The sequence below is a fragment of the Acinetobacter sp. ANC 4173 genome (assembly GCF_004331255.1).
Lineage (GTDB): Bacteria > Pseudomonadota > Gammaproteobacteria > Pseudomonadales > Moraxellaceae > Acinetobacter.
Window position 1 is genome coordinate 1 of sequence record NZ_SJOF01000014.1, and the last position, 12,917, is coordinate 12,917.

Below are 12,917 nucleotides of genomic sequence, written 5' to 3' on the forward strand. Positions count from 1 at the left end.
TCTTGTCCAACTTTTTGGGGTTAGATCACTTGAGAGCTTTCACAATAGCACCATGTTTCGCCTTACAGTCATTATATTTAGCGACTGTATCAATCGACCAAAGCAAAACTTCTTTACCTTGTCCAGACTCTAACTTTTGCAAATCTGGACAGCCCTCAAGGAGGTTCGCTGGAATCACTGGTGATAAGTGAGTTGATTGCTGACACCCCGTCAACGTCAAAACACACATTGTTATACACAGGACGATCAATGATCTTTTGCACTGTACGTGTAACCGTTTCGACTTGCACACGCTGTTCTGATTTTGCTTTTTCATAGTCTGCACTCACCTGATTAATTGCGTTTTGTTTTTCAGTCAGAGCTTTTAGTTGCTTCTGTTCAATTTCCTGAAGTTTGGCAATACACTTAGAATCTGCATCTTTAAGCTTTCCGCCCAAGTGGTTGGTGTAAGCCAGCTGCCCAATGCAGATAGATAGAAGGATTCCGATTGCGATCCAATATTTGAACTTCCAAAGTAGGGTTAGAATCATTTTAAAAATAACTCCATTTCCGTTTCCCGACGTTTAACCAAGCCGCTCATGACTTTACCGCCAGCTTTATTCCATTTTAAAAACTCTGCCGCAGCACCTTTATAGTCTTTAGCATTGAGCTTTTTAAGTAATGTGGAGCTACGTAGGTTTGTTTCACCCAAGTTATAGGTAAATGAAACCAAGGCATCAAACTGGTTTTGATTAAGTGGAGCTTTTACCAATTGATTCACAGCATTTTCAAAAGTGATCAAATCATTACGCAAATATTGCTCAGCCTGTACTTTGGTGCATTTTTCACCGCGCTTTACTCGCACACCATTTGGGTATTTAATGGTGCCAAAACCGATGGTCCACACACCCACACCATCGTCATAAGCACTTAAGCGCAACCCCTCAAAACCCTTGATTAATTCAACGCCATCATTACTGGTCTTCATTCGCTTCCACCTTGTTTTTAATGAACCGTTCTGCCTGAGCTTCAACAAATTGACTGCCAAGCGTTCCTAAAAATGCCCCCAAGCCCAAAATGGCAAGCATGTTTAAATCCGATATCCAGATGAGCGCCCCGCCCGCCCCCAAGGTTGTGAAACCGTTCAAAATTGCACGACCAATCACGATGCGCCATGTTAGTTTTTCAGTGCTTACAAGTACCTTAGCCATCGCAATTACGAACCCCATCAGAATTAATTGAAGTGCCACTTTTTCATGCTCTTGCATGTAACCCCCTTTAATTTTTTGGTAATAAAAAAGCCCTAGGCTTATTAGGCACTAGGGCTTGTGGTTGTTTGCTGTGTTTAAAGTTGGGTAATTATTTCTTTTAGCTGATCAACGGTTTCTGCGTTATCAATTTCGGTTTGAATCACTGCAAACTCATCACGAATAATCTGTCGTTGTGCTTCCGCTTGCTCTGCTAATATTGGAATTGTTGCTTCAATATCGAGTTGTCTAAATAGATCTGCTCGTTTATTTCTGCGCTTGTCGTGTGATATTTCTTTTGCTTTGTCTAAGTTGACCTGAATCATGCACCCACCCCACCTGTTAGCAATGAATCTTCAATAGTCCAAGCATCACGAAAAGTTCGATCTTCAGGAATTTCTGAATCTTCAACGATGGCAAAAGCTAAACCTGTTGGAACGTCTTTTAATGCTATTTTTTCAATAGTCATAACCTTAAGAGCTTCTGGAGATGGATGAATAATCGAAATACCACCGTTGTCATTTTTATAAATAATCTTCATTAACTCATCCTTATCTAAACACTGTTACTGAAACTGTTGGGAAATCCTGAAGTGCGCTTGAGCCACCGGAGCTATAGCCTGTCTTAACTTTGAAAGATGTTGTTGTATTCACATCAGCAGTATTAGAGAACGCTGAACGAGCAAATCCGACAGCATCACCCTGAACTGTGCCATCCCACACATAATTTGCATCTGGCATTGCTGTTGTTAGGTTGACTGTGTAATCCCCAACACCATTGTCTGTAATACTTGAAACATTACCACTAGCTCTAATTGATACTGTACCTGTGCCGTTAAAGTTTACCCAAGCTCTGCAAGCATGCATTGGAGCATCGCCGGATGCATTTAAATGGTTTTTAACACCTGCTAGCAGTTTCTTTGGTGTAACTGTGCGTAGGTCGTCTGTCGCTGTGTTGGTTTCTGCTTGAGTTGCGATTTCAGCGACACCAATTTGCGTTTCAGTTGCTTGTGGAACGCCTGTATGAGGTAATTCAGGAAAGTAAACCGGATCAATCTGCACATTTTCATCAAGTGGAGCAACTCCACCTGCATAACCTTTTTGATTGCCAAGAGCTGTGTCCACATAAACATCAATTTGCTCTTTGATTTCGGTTAATTGCAGAACACCATCACTTACAGTTTGCTGAAACGATGCAAACTCGGATTGTGTGACATAGCGCGAAATCTGATCAATATCATCAACTATGGCGTTATTGCTATCAAGAATTTGAAGGCGATAAGCGCCATCACCCAGAAAGATTTTAGCCTTTCCGTTTTGATCAAGAATGACCGGATTAGGGTTTGCTACCGTTCCAGCCATGGTGGTGTATGTGGTTTTTGGTGTTGTGGTGCCTGCTGCATAGGTGTAAATTTTGCCACCTGCTAACGGCTTGCCATCAAAACCAAGACATTGAAAACTGACGTTTGTTGCGAGTGTTGCCATGTTTCACCTGTGAATAAAAAACCACCCGAAGGTGGTGGATATATGATTTAATTTTGTAATAAAAATACTGCTGGTGTTTTCCCTATTCTTGCTTGAATATAACTCTATGCTCGTTAATATTGTCAGGAGTTGAGCGCAATTCACCACCATCAGCTCTAGGATCATCTTTATCAACCAAGCGAAATTGATACTCAAAGCTTGGCATTCTTCCTGGAATAGCGGGTTGTGTGGTCGATGTAATTGGTATGGCAATCTTATTCTTACTTTCAGCAAAAGCATTAGCTCTTAAAATTACATCTGATTTAAGTTTTGATGTATTGGTAAATACACCACCTGCTGACATTTGAGAAATCATGTAGGTGTTTGTCCCAGTTGGAACAATGTTAGCGGTTGCGCAACCAGTTAAAATCAGCACACTAATAACCAGCACTTTGATTTTCATGAATTTCATTATTGAATTTCCCCAATCAACTGATCAACCAATGGCTCTATTTTGGACTCATTGCTTTTATATTTTGTCGGGTTTAATAATCCACCAGCATGTAATTTATATTCGGCTAAGCCAATCTTTTTGTCACCCTTATAGATGCTTAATTGCGCGCTAGTAAGTACCATTGAAAAGTCCCATTTTTGATATGCCACATACCTTAATGAGTATTCGCACTGTTCTGGCTTTTCACCACTATACACATGGGTTGCTATATTGTGATATTCCAAGCGAGAGGTGATAATTTCCTCAAGATTTTGAACTATGACTTTTGGATTGTGCTTTACACAAATTTTCCGAATACTCTCTCCAGCAGTTAGTTTTACAGGCGCAATGTTTGTTGTTGCACACCCAGCAAGAGACGAAACAACCAAAATTAAGAATATTTTTTTCATAAAACCCCCATAGTTATGAGGGATTTTATAGCACAAATATTAGTCTTTTGCTGCGTTGGCACCACCAATCAAGCCAAGCTTGGTTAATTGCTCAATCAGGTTTTTATCACCATCACTTAATAAAACCTTATTTACCACTTCAGTGGATGCTTTCGCGTCGCTGGTGATATTAGATTTTAATGCTCGACTCACTTTTACAGAGTCAGCAACATCTTTAAGCGGAGATAAAAGAACACGTACACCAGGCTTATTAATGATTCCTCCAAGGAAGTTCATTAATGCTGCTGAGGTGTTTGAGTTATTCACATAAGAGTGAGCTGGCTGTGTCACTAGGTACTGACCAGCCATGCCAATATCCTTGATTTTTGCCACCTCATCAGGGGTAAATAAGGTATTGAGTCGACGATCCCCGATTGCATCAAGTGCACGCTTCATACCTGCGGGGCTAAACTGCCCATTCTGATTAATTGCTTTTTCAGAAATATGCTTGATCACTTGCCCTTTAATGTCTGCAACTGACTGTGGATTAACATTGTTAAGCAGATCTACTGTGCGTTGGATTTCATTCACATTTCCATTTAGAAAATGCTTTTGAAATAGCTTATCCGGTTCAACGCCTTTTATCGCATCTTGAAGCAATGGGATTCCTTCAATCTGCTGAGCATTAAATTTATAAGCATCACGTGCAAACTGATAGCCTTGTGCCGCATCATTACCACCACCAGAGAGCAATCCTTGCATAGCTTCATTTTGCCGACCTTCTAGTGCATCACGGACCAAGCCAATCGAATGAGTTGAGCTAGATGGCTGACCGTTCATAAGTGATGATTTGTACTCACGATTGAGAATTTTGATAAGCTCCTCAGATTTACCTAAGGTAAATGCGTTTGGATTCTTTTCAATATCACCAATAATCCTCTTAATGCTTGGCGGCAAACTAGACATAGCATATTGCTCATCTAGTCGTGTAATTGCGTCATTTGTAAATCCACGCCCATCAAGAATCACATCATTGCCAGCCGACTTTCTGGCCGTATCATAAGCAGCACCAATAAACTCTTTATTTTGAGCTTGCTGGCCTCTTAATGCATCAATGGCACCACTTGTAGCACCATAAGCATCATCAGCTTTTCCACCAGTTTTAAGCGCCACATCGTCAAGCAATCCCGACAATACTTGATTGTCTTGAATAAGCTTGTTACGTAGTGGATCACCAGCACCTTGAATTTTTGCGAGTTCAGCTTCTTTTTGCCATAACTGCGGGCTACCAGTAAGCTGTGCTTGAGTTGGTCGAATACCAAGTCGATCAAATACTACTTTTCTGGCCAATGCTTCTTTGTTTACAGCTTTGCCAGATTTTAATGCCGCACCAACATCCTTGCGAAGTCCAGCAACAATATCATCAGACAGATCACTGATTTTTACATTACTTTGCTTTAATGCAATTTCGATTTGGTCGTCAATGGCTTGATTTACTCGAGCCTGCGTTGCAGCTTTAGCACTTGGAACGGTGTTTCTAGCAATCTTTGATACAGCCTCGCCAGCTTTTTGCCCAACCGCAGCACCTAAAGCACCACCAATAGCACCGGATCTCATGCTTTTTAAGCGCTCAGTATTATTTTCATGAATACCAGTTGCGCCAATCAATCCGCCTACGGCGGCATTTTTCCCAAGGAAATCAGCTCCAGCTTTTGAAATTAGCTTTGCGCCTGAAGGCAATGTTCCGCCCGCTGCCGCCAGTGGTGCAGTCATTACCATGTTTGCTCCAATACGACCAACATCAACACCTTGGTTATTTGCCTTACGTACAGTGTTGTGAGCGTCATTAATGTTCTTATAGGTCTTGGTTACACCTTCGTAAGAATCGGTTGGCAGGTTGGTTCCAGCAACCGCATTAATGCCTTGGTTTACTTTGTCTTTCGTGTACTGAGCAGCTTGAACGAATGGAATGCCGATATCAGCCATACCAAGCAAGCTAGATTCCCAAAATTGGGTTGGTCCTTGCTTTTTAAGTGCCTCTTGCTCACGTTTTTGGCGTGCCTCTTTTGTATTGTCGAATGGCTGATAGTTGCTTTTGGGTTTTGAGTCGACAAACTTAACCTTTAAGCCAAAATTTTGAGCAATCTCGTTTTGGCTATATCCAGCTGCTCTTGCTTGCTTGATCTGCCCAGCGGTTTTTGGATCTTTGATAATGTGATTCCAGATCTCGGAATCTTTGTACCCAGCTTGCTTTGCACTGGCGATTTGATTTTGAATTTGTGAAGCCACATTAACCTCCGGCTATATCATTCCATGCGACTAATGCAGGGCGTGAATCGGTTTGTGGTTGCTCTCCGGTAATCTCGGAAAACTTTACTGTTTGTGGTCTGGATGGCTTGGTGGATTGACCCGATATCTCTTTCCATGCCACCGCTTGCACTCGTTGCGGCTGTGATGAAGATCCACCAAGAAATTTATCAATTTCCGCTTGTGAGCGTTTGGGTTGGGCATATGGAGATGATGGGAGTGATGCCCACGTGCCACCAGACTTTCGCACCGCTGTTTGAAAGTCGCCTTTTAAGACGTATGGAAGTACACCATTCTGCATAAGCAGTCCGATTGCTGCGATATCCTGAGATTGAGGGGAAAAGTCCCTCAATCCATAACGCCCAGAAGCATCATCCCATGTGTCTTTTATGAATTGATAGCGACCAGCAGCCGTGGTGACATTCATCCTCCCATTGGTCTGCTTGAACTGTTTTCTCACATTTGGGTGTGCTGATAGATTTCCAAAGCGCTCGTTTCCAAAAATTGTGTTATAGCCATGCTTTACACCCTCAGCACTAGCAATCACATCAAGCATTTTTCGAACATTTGGATTGTTTAAATATTGCTGAGGGCTTGCCATGTTTTCACCTATTGAAAGAACGACGATAAGGCTGGTCTATTGCTAGCACTACTTGATGGGATCTGGCCTTGTTGTAACTGGTTTCCAGATCGGCTATTGATTTCACGGTACTTATTGGTTATCTGCTCAATCATCTGTAATGCTGCAAGTCGTGTTTCGACTGGTTTGGTATCATCTGCTAATTCACCAGCCATCTCACGATACATTTGCACGTCTTTGTCAGATTGCGGACCCGACATTTTTGGTTGTAATGCAACTAACTGCCCAGCCAGTGTTTTTAACTGTGCTGTAGCTTTTGACCCCTCTGTTGAGTAGCCAACTGCATTACCAAGAAAATCAACACCAGCACCGGCATAACTTCCGGTTGCCTTTGGAAGCAGCTTTTTAACTTCTGGAAGAATAGTGTCAATCCGGCTAATTCGCATTGTTTCCTCATTCTGCGCTTGTGCTTGCGGATTACTTTTGCTTGATGTTAATTGGGTTCCACTCTGATCTACGGCTGGGCGCGCAGTACCATCCTTGTAGACAATCCATAACTTACCATTCGCCTCTTTAATTTCACCTTGACCAGCTTTAATTTCTGCTTGCTGCTGATCAAACTCAAGGCGTTGCTGCTGAATTTCACGATTTTTGTCTGCGGTTGCGGCATTAGTGTCTGTGTTGTAAATACTCGCATTAGTGGTGCGAACATTATTGTTTTCAGATGTAGTGTTATCGCGGATATTGTTACCTACTGAGGTCTCATTATCTAATCGATTATCAGCACTTGTAAAAACAAGGCTTGCTGGATCCTTCGCATTTGCAAATGTCACACTTTGCGCATAAGCCTTAACCTGCTCTGGATTCATGACGCTGAGCAATTGATATTGCTGGCTATACTCATTGTCGCCAATCAATCCGACTCGTCTTGCCGCATCAAGACCAATGATTGCTGCGCCTTTATCCCCAGTCATTGCAGCTTGTTGAACCGCAGACTGAATGGCACTAAGTTGCTTTTGAGAGTTTTCTAGCTTAAAACCACCACCCTGCTGATTATTCTTGAATGCTTCGCTATCAGTCTTACCAATCTCAGAAATGTCTTTTTGCTGCTTAATCGCGGCATCAATCTGGGCTTGTTTTTGAGACTGTAATTGCGGCATTACATAGCGAGCGAATGGCGATTGCTTTCCAATTTCAAGCATCTTATCCAGATCGCCACTGGCCTCTTTATAAATTCGAGACAATTCACCATCAGTTTTATTTTGGGTGTAGAACTGAGCGAGCTTAGAGCCTTGATCGAGCATCCCCATCATGTCTGGGGATTTGACCTGTAATGGTAATGTGTAATCAAGAGCCATATTAAACCACCCCGTTGTTTTTCATCATTGCGTAGCTTGTTGCTAAGCTGCCAAGATTATTTGCTGTGTTTGCCCAGTTGTTTGCATTTGCAACTTGCCCAGCGGCAATAGCATTTGCTCCAGCCATGGTGTTATTTGCCACTGCTTGGCCAGTCTGCATGCCGGCATTTCCTGTTTGTGCAGCTGCGTTTTGACCCATGCCGATGATGTTAGACAGTCGGTTGTATCGGTTGGTCTGGTCGGCATTGAATCGGTTGTATGCATTGCTATACTCTTGGCTTGCTGACTGCTGACCATAATCCTGCAATGCTTTTAATGTGGCACCACTTAATAAGCCACCCTTAGCGGCTGCACTCGATTGAATTGAATCCTCACCTTGTTGCAGTCGGAATTGATAACTCGGGTCGTTGTAAATATCTTGCCCAGTGTAGGTTTGGTTGAAATAACCATTAGCACCCATCTGATCCATCATTTGAGAAAGTGATGTTGTGCCAGCCTGTTTGTAGGGATCTAAATCTTGACGGGTCTGGTCATACATATCCCATTGAATTTGACTCGCTGCATCCGCCGATGCTGCTTGTGTTTTTGCTGCTTTGCTGGCTTGTTTACTTGAATAAGCCGACCCAGCAGCACCAACTACTGCTGCGCCAACCATTGCTGCTGCTACCATATTAATCTCCAAGCCATGTCGAGTAATAAGTCTCAACAGGCGCATATCCTAATTTTTCAAAAAGCCAGGATGCATCTTTATGCATTTTTGAACCAACAAACATGCGTTGAACACCACGCTGCTTAAGCTGCTGCTCTACAAATTTAAATAGCTGGAATCCTGCACCATCACCACGATGTTCAGGCAGCACATAGAAGATATCCATCTGACAAGTTAGACAGGTTGAGTAATGCAAGCCGGGTGCAATAAACCCAATGAAGTAGCCAACCAATTCGCCCGCTTTGCGCAAAGTCACGAAAAGCAATCCACCTTGATGCTCTGCTGCAATGTATTTATCAAATTGCGGGGAAAGCGGCACTTTGTCTTGATTAAGCGCTAATTCTTGGTAATGAATTGGTAGTAATGGTTTTAGGTAATCAAGGTTTTGCTCAAAGCTCTCTACATGTGCTGTAATCATTTTTTCACCTTAATATCCACAACCATTGAGATTCGATCAAAAGCTGAATTGTTGATTACTTCATGCTCGAGCTTGTTGTTAAACCAAAATACATCACCAGTGCGCATATCAATTTGCTCATCATCAGCACGTAAAATACAACCTGGTGCAGACTGCAAGACAACATGAAAACGAGTGTAATATTCAGTATGCTCAGGCGTGTCGGCATGTGGGTAAATTTGACCACCCGGAGCAATTTTATTAATCATTACTCGGCCTAATCGCTCACCCTGCACCAATGCCATCAAGCCAAACACCAAAGAGCGTGCCTCATGCAAAATATCAAATGCTGGGTAATTGATACTTTCATGCTGATCAAAATGAGATTCACCTTGTTTGTATTTTTCCAGTTCTTCTTCTTGATCAAATACGCGTTTTTCAGGGAATCGAAGCATGATTGATTCAATTTCACCAAATGGACCCTGTGGGTAATCACGAAGATAGGTGTCTTCTTTCCATAGATCGGGGCGGCGCTTAATTGCTAGAACAAGTGCATTCACATCTGCTGGTGGTAAAAAATGGAAGTGCTTCATATTAATATCCGTTCAGCTTATTGATTGCTGTTGCTAGTTCTGAAAAAAATAAAAGCCAGACTTGTGAGATCTGGCCATTAACAATCATTGGTTGATTTATAGGGGGTTCTAATTTCTTCATCGTATCCTCGCTTTAGCACCTGTAATCACAAGTCGAACTGGATCACTCATGCGAATACGGAAAACTCGCCCAAATGATTGTCCAAGCCTTCTAAAAATTACCCGGTTTGTGTATTGGCCAATCTTTCCAAGTGATTGCTGTCGGCTGAGTGACCACGTCTTCCCACGATCATCAGACCAATCCAGAATAACCTGCGGATCAATATTTGATTCCTGCCCAACCTGAGCAATCAATTCCAGCTCATCAAAAATCAGTCTTGATGTGTGAGGATTGATCACCGGTGTTATGCGCTCTCGCAGGATTGATGCACCATCATCAGTCTGTGAATCTGGCGTGAGTTGGTAAATATTTCCATTCAGTCGATCGCCAACTAAATGCATATTCATAAAAAAACTATAACTTGATGCCCTGTGATGCTCATGATTGAATGTTTCTGGATTGTGATAGCTACGCTCATGCCACATGCTTGTTGTTAGGTCAAAACACCATGTTTTTTTTGCGGTTGGGAATGTCATCAATAAAAATGAGTGGCCATGTTCCTGATATGCAAATGAGTATGCGTCATCAATCCGTGAATATGATGCAATTTCATATTCAATTGCATGATTTGAAATGCGCTGTGCCTGATAGCCATTTGTCATGATGATTTGACCACGGCCGGCATCTGTTTGAGTCAACCAAACAAGACTTGCACCAAACTGGCAGACGGAATCCTTAGCAATACAGCCAATTGGCAGGAATGCTCCAGACATGCGCTGAAATGGCATGTTTGCATCACCAGTACTTGACCAGATTTCTGTGGTTTTTTCACCAATTAACCAGAGTTGACCGCTGCTTGTAACCGTGCGAACGAGATCGTCTGACTTGGTTTCTGCTGTAGCGTAATTAAGTGCAGTGGTTTCCGTATTAAGCAGCCCAGACCATTGGATCTTCCCAGACTTTGGCACAGTCCAAACAAAACGAGAATCCAGAACAGTGACATCTGCTGCTCCAAAAAACTCACCGCCTATTATTTCTGTAAGCGTGTTGTTTGCTATGGTGTATTTATATGCCTTGCTTGCCACGATCATGACATGCAGTGAGTTATCAGCAAATGTGACGCGATTTACACCAGCAATATCACCAATCATCAAGATTGCGCCAATCTTATTAATCGTATAAAGCTTACCGCCAGCAACAACTAGGATCCGATCTGTTAAAGCGTACATGCCACGAATTGAGCCAGTTGCGAACTCATATTTTTTAATAAGCCCGGGGGTCGGTATGAGTGCTGAAACTTGCGGTGTATTTCCACTTTCAACTGCTTGTGGATATAGATTGATTGTGCGCTGACAGTCAATTGACCAATCTTCTAAGTGATATGACTGACCAACAATAGGGATATCAACAGAAGCCATATTAAACCCCTACTGGTAAATCATTCTTTGCGTAAAGTGGAGTCACATTGCTGCGTTTTAGCATTTCAACTGCTTGTCGCTGATTGATAATTAGCATTTGTGTTGGCTCAATACCAAACATTGGCACCAGCTCAATAGCAAGCGTGAGAATCAATGGTCGCTGATAATTAGACGGAATAACCAATTCATCTTGAGCCACCAACTCAGACGGAAGCGAGTAAGTCTTAATTTTCAACTCATTGCCATCTGCAAAAACATTGAATGTCCAATTTGGAGATCCAATGGAATAAGTCACTTCAGCATCAGTTTTACTGCTATTTGTATCCCGAACAAGCGTGATCTCTCGATCATCAAGAAGTGCTTTTTCTTGCACACCTTGAATATTTGCAAGTACCGCACCAGATGGACCCACCACATATGCACCGGTGCCAGATAGCGGAATCACAACATCAGTCGCTTTGTAGATATAGAGTCGCTGAGTTGCCCACTGTGAAAGCAACCCCTCCAAGAAAATCAAAGCATCAGCAAGCTCATCACCCTGTATACTTTCGCCAGCAGCAAGAACACCAAGCTGTTTAAGCGACATTTCAATAATTCTGCCAACCAGCATTTTCATGCTCCATAAAAAACCGCCTTTCGGCGGTCATGTTCAATTTGATTCGGTTATGACTTCACTCAGTCCAAGTTCTGCTAACTTGGGTGCCCAGTGATCATTTACAGCGTTGTATTCACTTGTCAGAGTCACAACAGACTCAATCAGTCGATCCAGCGCTTCAAGTTGTTCTGTTGTTAGAATCTGATCAAAACCTTGGCGTGATTTGAATGCTTGATAATCTTCTTCCACCCAAGCCCATGAATGTCCACCAAGGTATTTCCTACCGTTAGAATCTTGCAATAAAACTGATAGACTATCAGGGCCTTTGCCAAGAATTTCAGCTATACCATTTATGATTGGAGCATCTTCAATTGTAGCGATGTGAATAATAGCTAAATTAGACATATTTACTAAACTCCGCTGTAATTCGCGCAATCTCAGAATCAGATAATGCTTTATTGATCATCAGATAATGCGAAAAATCTTGAGTGATTGTGTGATTTGCAGCAATGCTTTGATTCTTTAAAACAGTTACACCACTCGAGCTTGCTCTAATAATTGTCGCATTGCTTAAAGCTGTATTGCTGAACTGCAAAACATCATCAACAGCATCAAATTTTGCGTATTTTGATTTTGCGCCTTGTGTAAGGGTTGGGCGTTTTATAGATGTGGTTTGGTATGCGTGGTTACCTGCAATTTCTTTGATTGAAATGTTTGAAAAAGTACATTGGTTTGTGCTTCTTGTGAAAAAAGTTATAGCTGCTGATGTGATAGCTGTAGCAAAAAATCTAGCTGTACCATTTCCAGCCAAGGCACAGTTTGCTGCAGATGATGGGTTGAAAATCCACTGCGAAGAGCCGCCATTCAATGAAACATTGCCACTTCCAGAGAAATTACTAACGGTAAATTCAACAATATATGTTTTTCCAGCTACTGAATTAGCACCAGTCGCATAACTATTAAAAGCCTGCCCACCTATTGGTACAGAATCAAATCCATTTACTGTGTTTAGTTTATCGCTAAGTTTTAAGTCTTTTGATTTATCTAAAATCAATCCCTCAGCCTGACCAACTGCTCCAGCAATTGTTCCTGCTGCATCCTGATAAACCGTACTTAAATCATTGTTGTCTAGATATGCACCCTGACTCCCATCACTAAACAGCGATTTGATGAATTGGTGGATGTTGTTTGGTGCACCTATTACAGCGCAACCGGGTGTCCAAATTCCTGCACCGCCAATGACGGTGCTTGACGGCGTTTTGATCATACAAGACCTTTAATATATAGAT

18 protein-coding genes are annotated in these 12,917 nt (G+C 42.2%); all 18 read right to left on the reverse strand.

Annotation, left to right across the window (positions count from 1 at the left end; genetic code table 11):
• Nucleotides 1-155: 155 nt before the first annotated feature.
• The 18 genes from E0H94_RS14615 to E0H94_RS14705 all read right to left on the reverse strand — a co-directional run bounded on the left by E0H94_RS14615 (nucleotide 156) and on the right by E0H94_RS14705 (nucleotide 12,895).
• Complete coding sequence (locus E0H94_RS14615; RefSeq protein ID WP_131327178.1) at nucleotides 156-530, reverse strand: hypothetical protein; 375 nt, start codon at nucleotides 528-530, stop codon at nucleotides 156-158.
• Nucleotides 527-967, reverse strand: a complete 441-nt coding sequence (locus tag E0H94_RS14620; RefSeq protein WP_131327179.1) for a lysozyme — start codon at nucleotides 965-967, stop codon at nucleotides 527-529. The genes E0H94_RS14615 and E0H94_RS14620 overlap by 4 nt, the downstream gene beginning before the upstream one ends.
• A complete protein-coding gene (locus tag E0H94_RS14625; protein ID WP_131327180.1) occupies nucleotides 954-1,247 on the reverse strand; it encodes a holin in 294 nt (97 codons plus the stop codon). Before E0H94_RS14625 ends, E0H94_RS14620 begins: the two co-directional genes overlap by 14 nt.
• A 77-nt stretch (nucleotides 1,248-1,324) precedes the next feature.
• The gene (locus E0H94_RS14630; RefSeq protein ID WP_131327181.1) at nucleotides 1,325-1,552 is read right to left on the reverse strand and encodes a hypothetical protein; all 228 of its coding nucleotides are present in this window, start codon (nucleotides 1,550-1,552) and stop codon (nucleotides 1,325-1,327) included.
• Nucleotides 1,549-1,767: a hypothetical protein gene (locus tag E0H94_RS14635; RefSeq protein WP_131327182.1), complete on the reverse strand. Its 219-nt coding sequence runs from the start codon at nucleotides 1,765-1,767 to the stop codon at nucleotides 1,549-1,551. The genes E0H94_RS14630 and E0H94_RS14635 overlap by 4 nt, the downstream gene beginning before the upstream one ends.
• A gap of 10 nt (nucleotides 1,768-1,777) precedes the next feature.
• Complete coding sequence (locus E0H94_RS14640) at nucleotides 1,778-2,710, reverse strand: hypothetical protein (RefSeq protein WP_131327183.1); 933 nt, start codon at nucleotides 2,708-2,710, stop codon at nucleotides 1,778-1,780.
• Nucleotides 2,711-2,792: 82 nt separating this feature from the next.
• Entirely contained in the window at nucleotides 2,793-3,161 is a 369-nt protein-coding gene (locus E0H94_RS14645; protein WP_131327184.1) for a hypothetical protein, read from the reverse strand.
• Entirely contained in the window at nucleotides 3,161-3,592 is a 432-nt protein-coding gene (locus E0H94_RS14650) for an Sbal_3080 family lipoprotein (protein WP_131327185.1), read from the reverse strand. The genes E0H94_RS14645 and E0H94_RS14650 overlap by 1 nt, the downstream gene beginning before the upstream one ends.
• Before the next feature lie 39 nt (nucleotides 3,593-3,631).
• Nucleotides 3,632-5,860, reverse strand: coding sequence for a hypothetical protein (locus E0H94_RS14655; protein ID WP_131327186.1), 2,229 nt, complete (start codon nucleotides 5,858-5,860; stop codon nucleotides 3,632-3,634).
• A gap of 1 nt (nucleotide 5,861) precedes the next feature.
• Nucleotides 5,862-6,479 (reverse strand): glycoside hydrolase family 104 protein, encoded by a 618-nt coding sequence (locus tag E0H94_RS14660; RefSeq protein WP_205679304.1) that lies wholly within the window; start codon nucleotides 6,477-6,479, stop codon nucleotides 5,862-5,864.
• Between the two features lie 8 nt (nucleotides 6,480-6,487).
• Nucleotides 6,488-7,816 carry a hypothetical protein gene (locus E0H94_RS14665; protein WP_131327187.1) on the reverse strand — a complete coding sequence of 443 codons (1,329 nt, stop codon included), beginning with the start codon at nucleotides 7,814-7,816 and terminating at the stop codon, nucleotides 6,488-6,490.
• Nucleotide 7,817: 1 nt separating this feature from the next.
• Nucleotides 7,818-8,486 carry a DNA transfer protein p32 gene (locus E0H94_RS14670; protein WP_131327188.1) on the reverse strand — a complete coding sequence of 223 codons (669 nt, stop codon included), beginning with the start codon at nucleotides 8,484-8,486 and terminating at the stop codon, nucleotides 7,818-7,820.
• Nucleotide 8,487: 1 nt separating this feature from the next.
• A complete protein-coding gene (locus tag E0H94_RS14675) occupies nucleotides 8,488-8,943 on the reverse strand; it encodes a GNAT family N-acetyltransferase (RefSeq protein WP_131327189.1) in 456 nt (151 codons plus the stop codon).
• Nucleotides 8,940-9,515 carry an aspartyl/asparaginyl beta-hydroxylase domain-containing protein gene (locus tag E0H94_RS14680; protein WP_131327190.1) on the reverse strand — a complete coding sequence of 192 codons (576 nt, stop codon included), beginning with the start codon at nucleotides 9,513-9,515 and terminating at the stop codon, nucleotides 8,940-8,942. Before E0H94_RS14680 ends, E0H94_RS14675 begins: the two co-directional genes overlap by 4 nt.
• A gap of 117 nt (nucleotides 9,516-9,632) precedes the next feature.
• The gene (locus E0H94_RS14690) at nucleotides 9,633-11,033 is read right to left on the reverse strand and encodes a packaged DNA stabilization protein (RefSeq protein ID WP_131327192.1); all 1,401 of its coding nucleotides are present in this window, start codon (nucleotides 11,031-11,033) and stop codon (nucleotides 9,633-9,635) included.
• A 1-nt stretch (nucleotide 11,034) separates the two neighbouring features.
• Nucleotides 11,035-11,649 (reverse strand): hypothetical protein, encoded by a 615-nt coding sequence (locus E0H94_RS14695; protein WP_205679305.1) that lies wholly within the window; start codon nucleotides 11,647-11,649, stop codon nucleotides 11,035-11,037.
• Nucleotides 11,650-11,682: 33 nt separating this feature from the next.
• Entirely contained in the window at nucleotides 11,683-12,033 is a 351-nt protein-coding gene (locus E0H94_RS14700; RefSeq protein ID WP_131327194.1) for a hypothetical protein, read from the reverse strand.
• Entirely contained in the window at nucleotides 12,026-12,895 is an 870-nt protein-coding gene (locus E0H94_RS14705; protein ID WP_131327195.1) for a hypothetical protein, read from the reverse strand. Before E0H94_RS14705 ends, E0H94_RS14700 begins: the two co-directional genes overlap by 8 nt.
• Nucleotides 12,896-12,917 lie beyond the last annotated feature (22 nt).

Excerpts from the sequence above, each read along its gene's own strand:
- E0H94_RS14615 (WP_131327178.1), bottom strand. The coding sequence starts at position 530 with ATGATTCTAACCCTACTTTGGAAGTTCAAATATTGGATCGCAATCGGA.
- E0H94_RS14620 (WP_131327179.1), bottom strand. The coding sequence starts at position 967 with ATGAAGACCAGTAATGATGGCGTTGAATTAATCAAGGGTTTTGAGGGG.
- E0H94_RS14625 (WP_131327180.1), bottom strand. The coding sequence starts at position 1,247 with ATGCAAGAGCATGAAAAAGTGGCACTTCAATTAATTCTGATGGGGTTC.
- E0H94_RS14630 (WP_131327181.1), bottom strand. The coding sequence starts at position 1,552 with ATGATTCAGGTCAACTTAGACAAAGCAAAAGAAATATCACACGACAAG.
- E0H94_RS14635 (WP_131327182.1), bottom strand. The coding sequence starts at position 1,767 with ATGAAGATTATTTATAAAAATGACAACGGTGGTATTTCGATTATTCAT.
- E0H94_RS14640 (WP_131327183.1), bottom strand. The coding sequence starts at position 2,710 with ATGGCAACACTCGCAACAAACGTCAGTTTTCAATGTCTTGGTTTTGAT.
- E0H94_RS14645 (WP_131327184.1), bottom strand. The coding sequence starts at position 3,161 with ATGAAATTCATGAAAATCAAAGTGCTGGTTATTAGTGTGCTGATTTTA.
- E0H94_RS14650 (WP_131327185.1), bottom strand. The coding sequence starts at position 3,592 with ATGAAAAAAATATTCTTAATTTTGGTTGTTTCGTCTCTTGCTGGGTGT.
- E0H94_RS14660 (WP_205679304.1), bottom strand. The coding sequence starts at position 6,479 with ATGGCAAGCCCTCAGCAATATTTAAACAATCCAAATGTTCGAAAAATG.
- E0H94_RS14665 (WP_131327187.1), bottom strand. The coding sequence starts at position 7,816 with ATGGCTCTTGATTACACATTACCATTACAGGTCAAATCCCCAGACATG.
- E0H94_RS14670 (WP_131327188.1), bottom strand. The coding sequence starts at position 8,486 with ATGGTAGCAGCAGCAATGGTTGGCGCAGCAGTAGTTGGTGCTGCTGGG.
- E0H94_RS14675 (WP_131327189.1), bottom strand. The coding sequence starts at position 8,943 with ATGATTACAGCACATGTAGAGAGCTTTGAGCAAAACCTTGATTACCTA.
- E0H94_RS14680 (WP_131327190.1), bottom strand. The coding sequence starts at position 9,515 with ATGAAGCACTTCCATTTTTTACCACCAGCAGATGTGAATGCACTTGTT.
- E0H94_RS14690 (WP_131327192.1), bottom strand. The coding sequence starts at position 11,033 with ATGGCTTCTGTTGATATCCCTATTGTTGGTCAGTCATATCACTTAGAA.
- E0H94_RS14695 (WP_205679305.1), bottom strand. The coding sequence starts at position 11,649 with ATGAAAATGCTGGTTGGCAGAATTATTGAAATGTCGCTTAAACAGCTT.
- E0H94_RS14700 (WP_131327194.1), bottom strand. The coding sequence starts at position 12,033 with ATGTCTAATTTAGCTATTATTCACATCGCTACAATTGAAGATGCTCCA.
- E0H94_RS14705 (WP_131327195.1), bottom strand. The coding sequence starts at position 12,895 with ATGATCAAAACGCCGTCAAGCACCGTCATTGGCGGTGCAGGAATTTGG.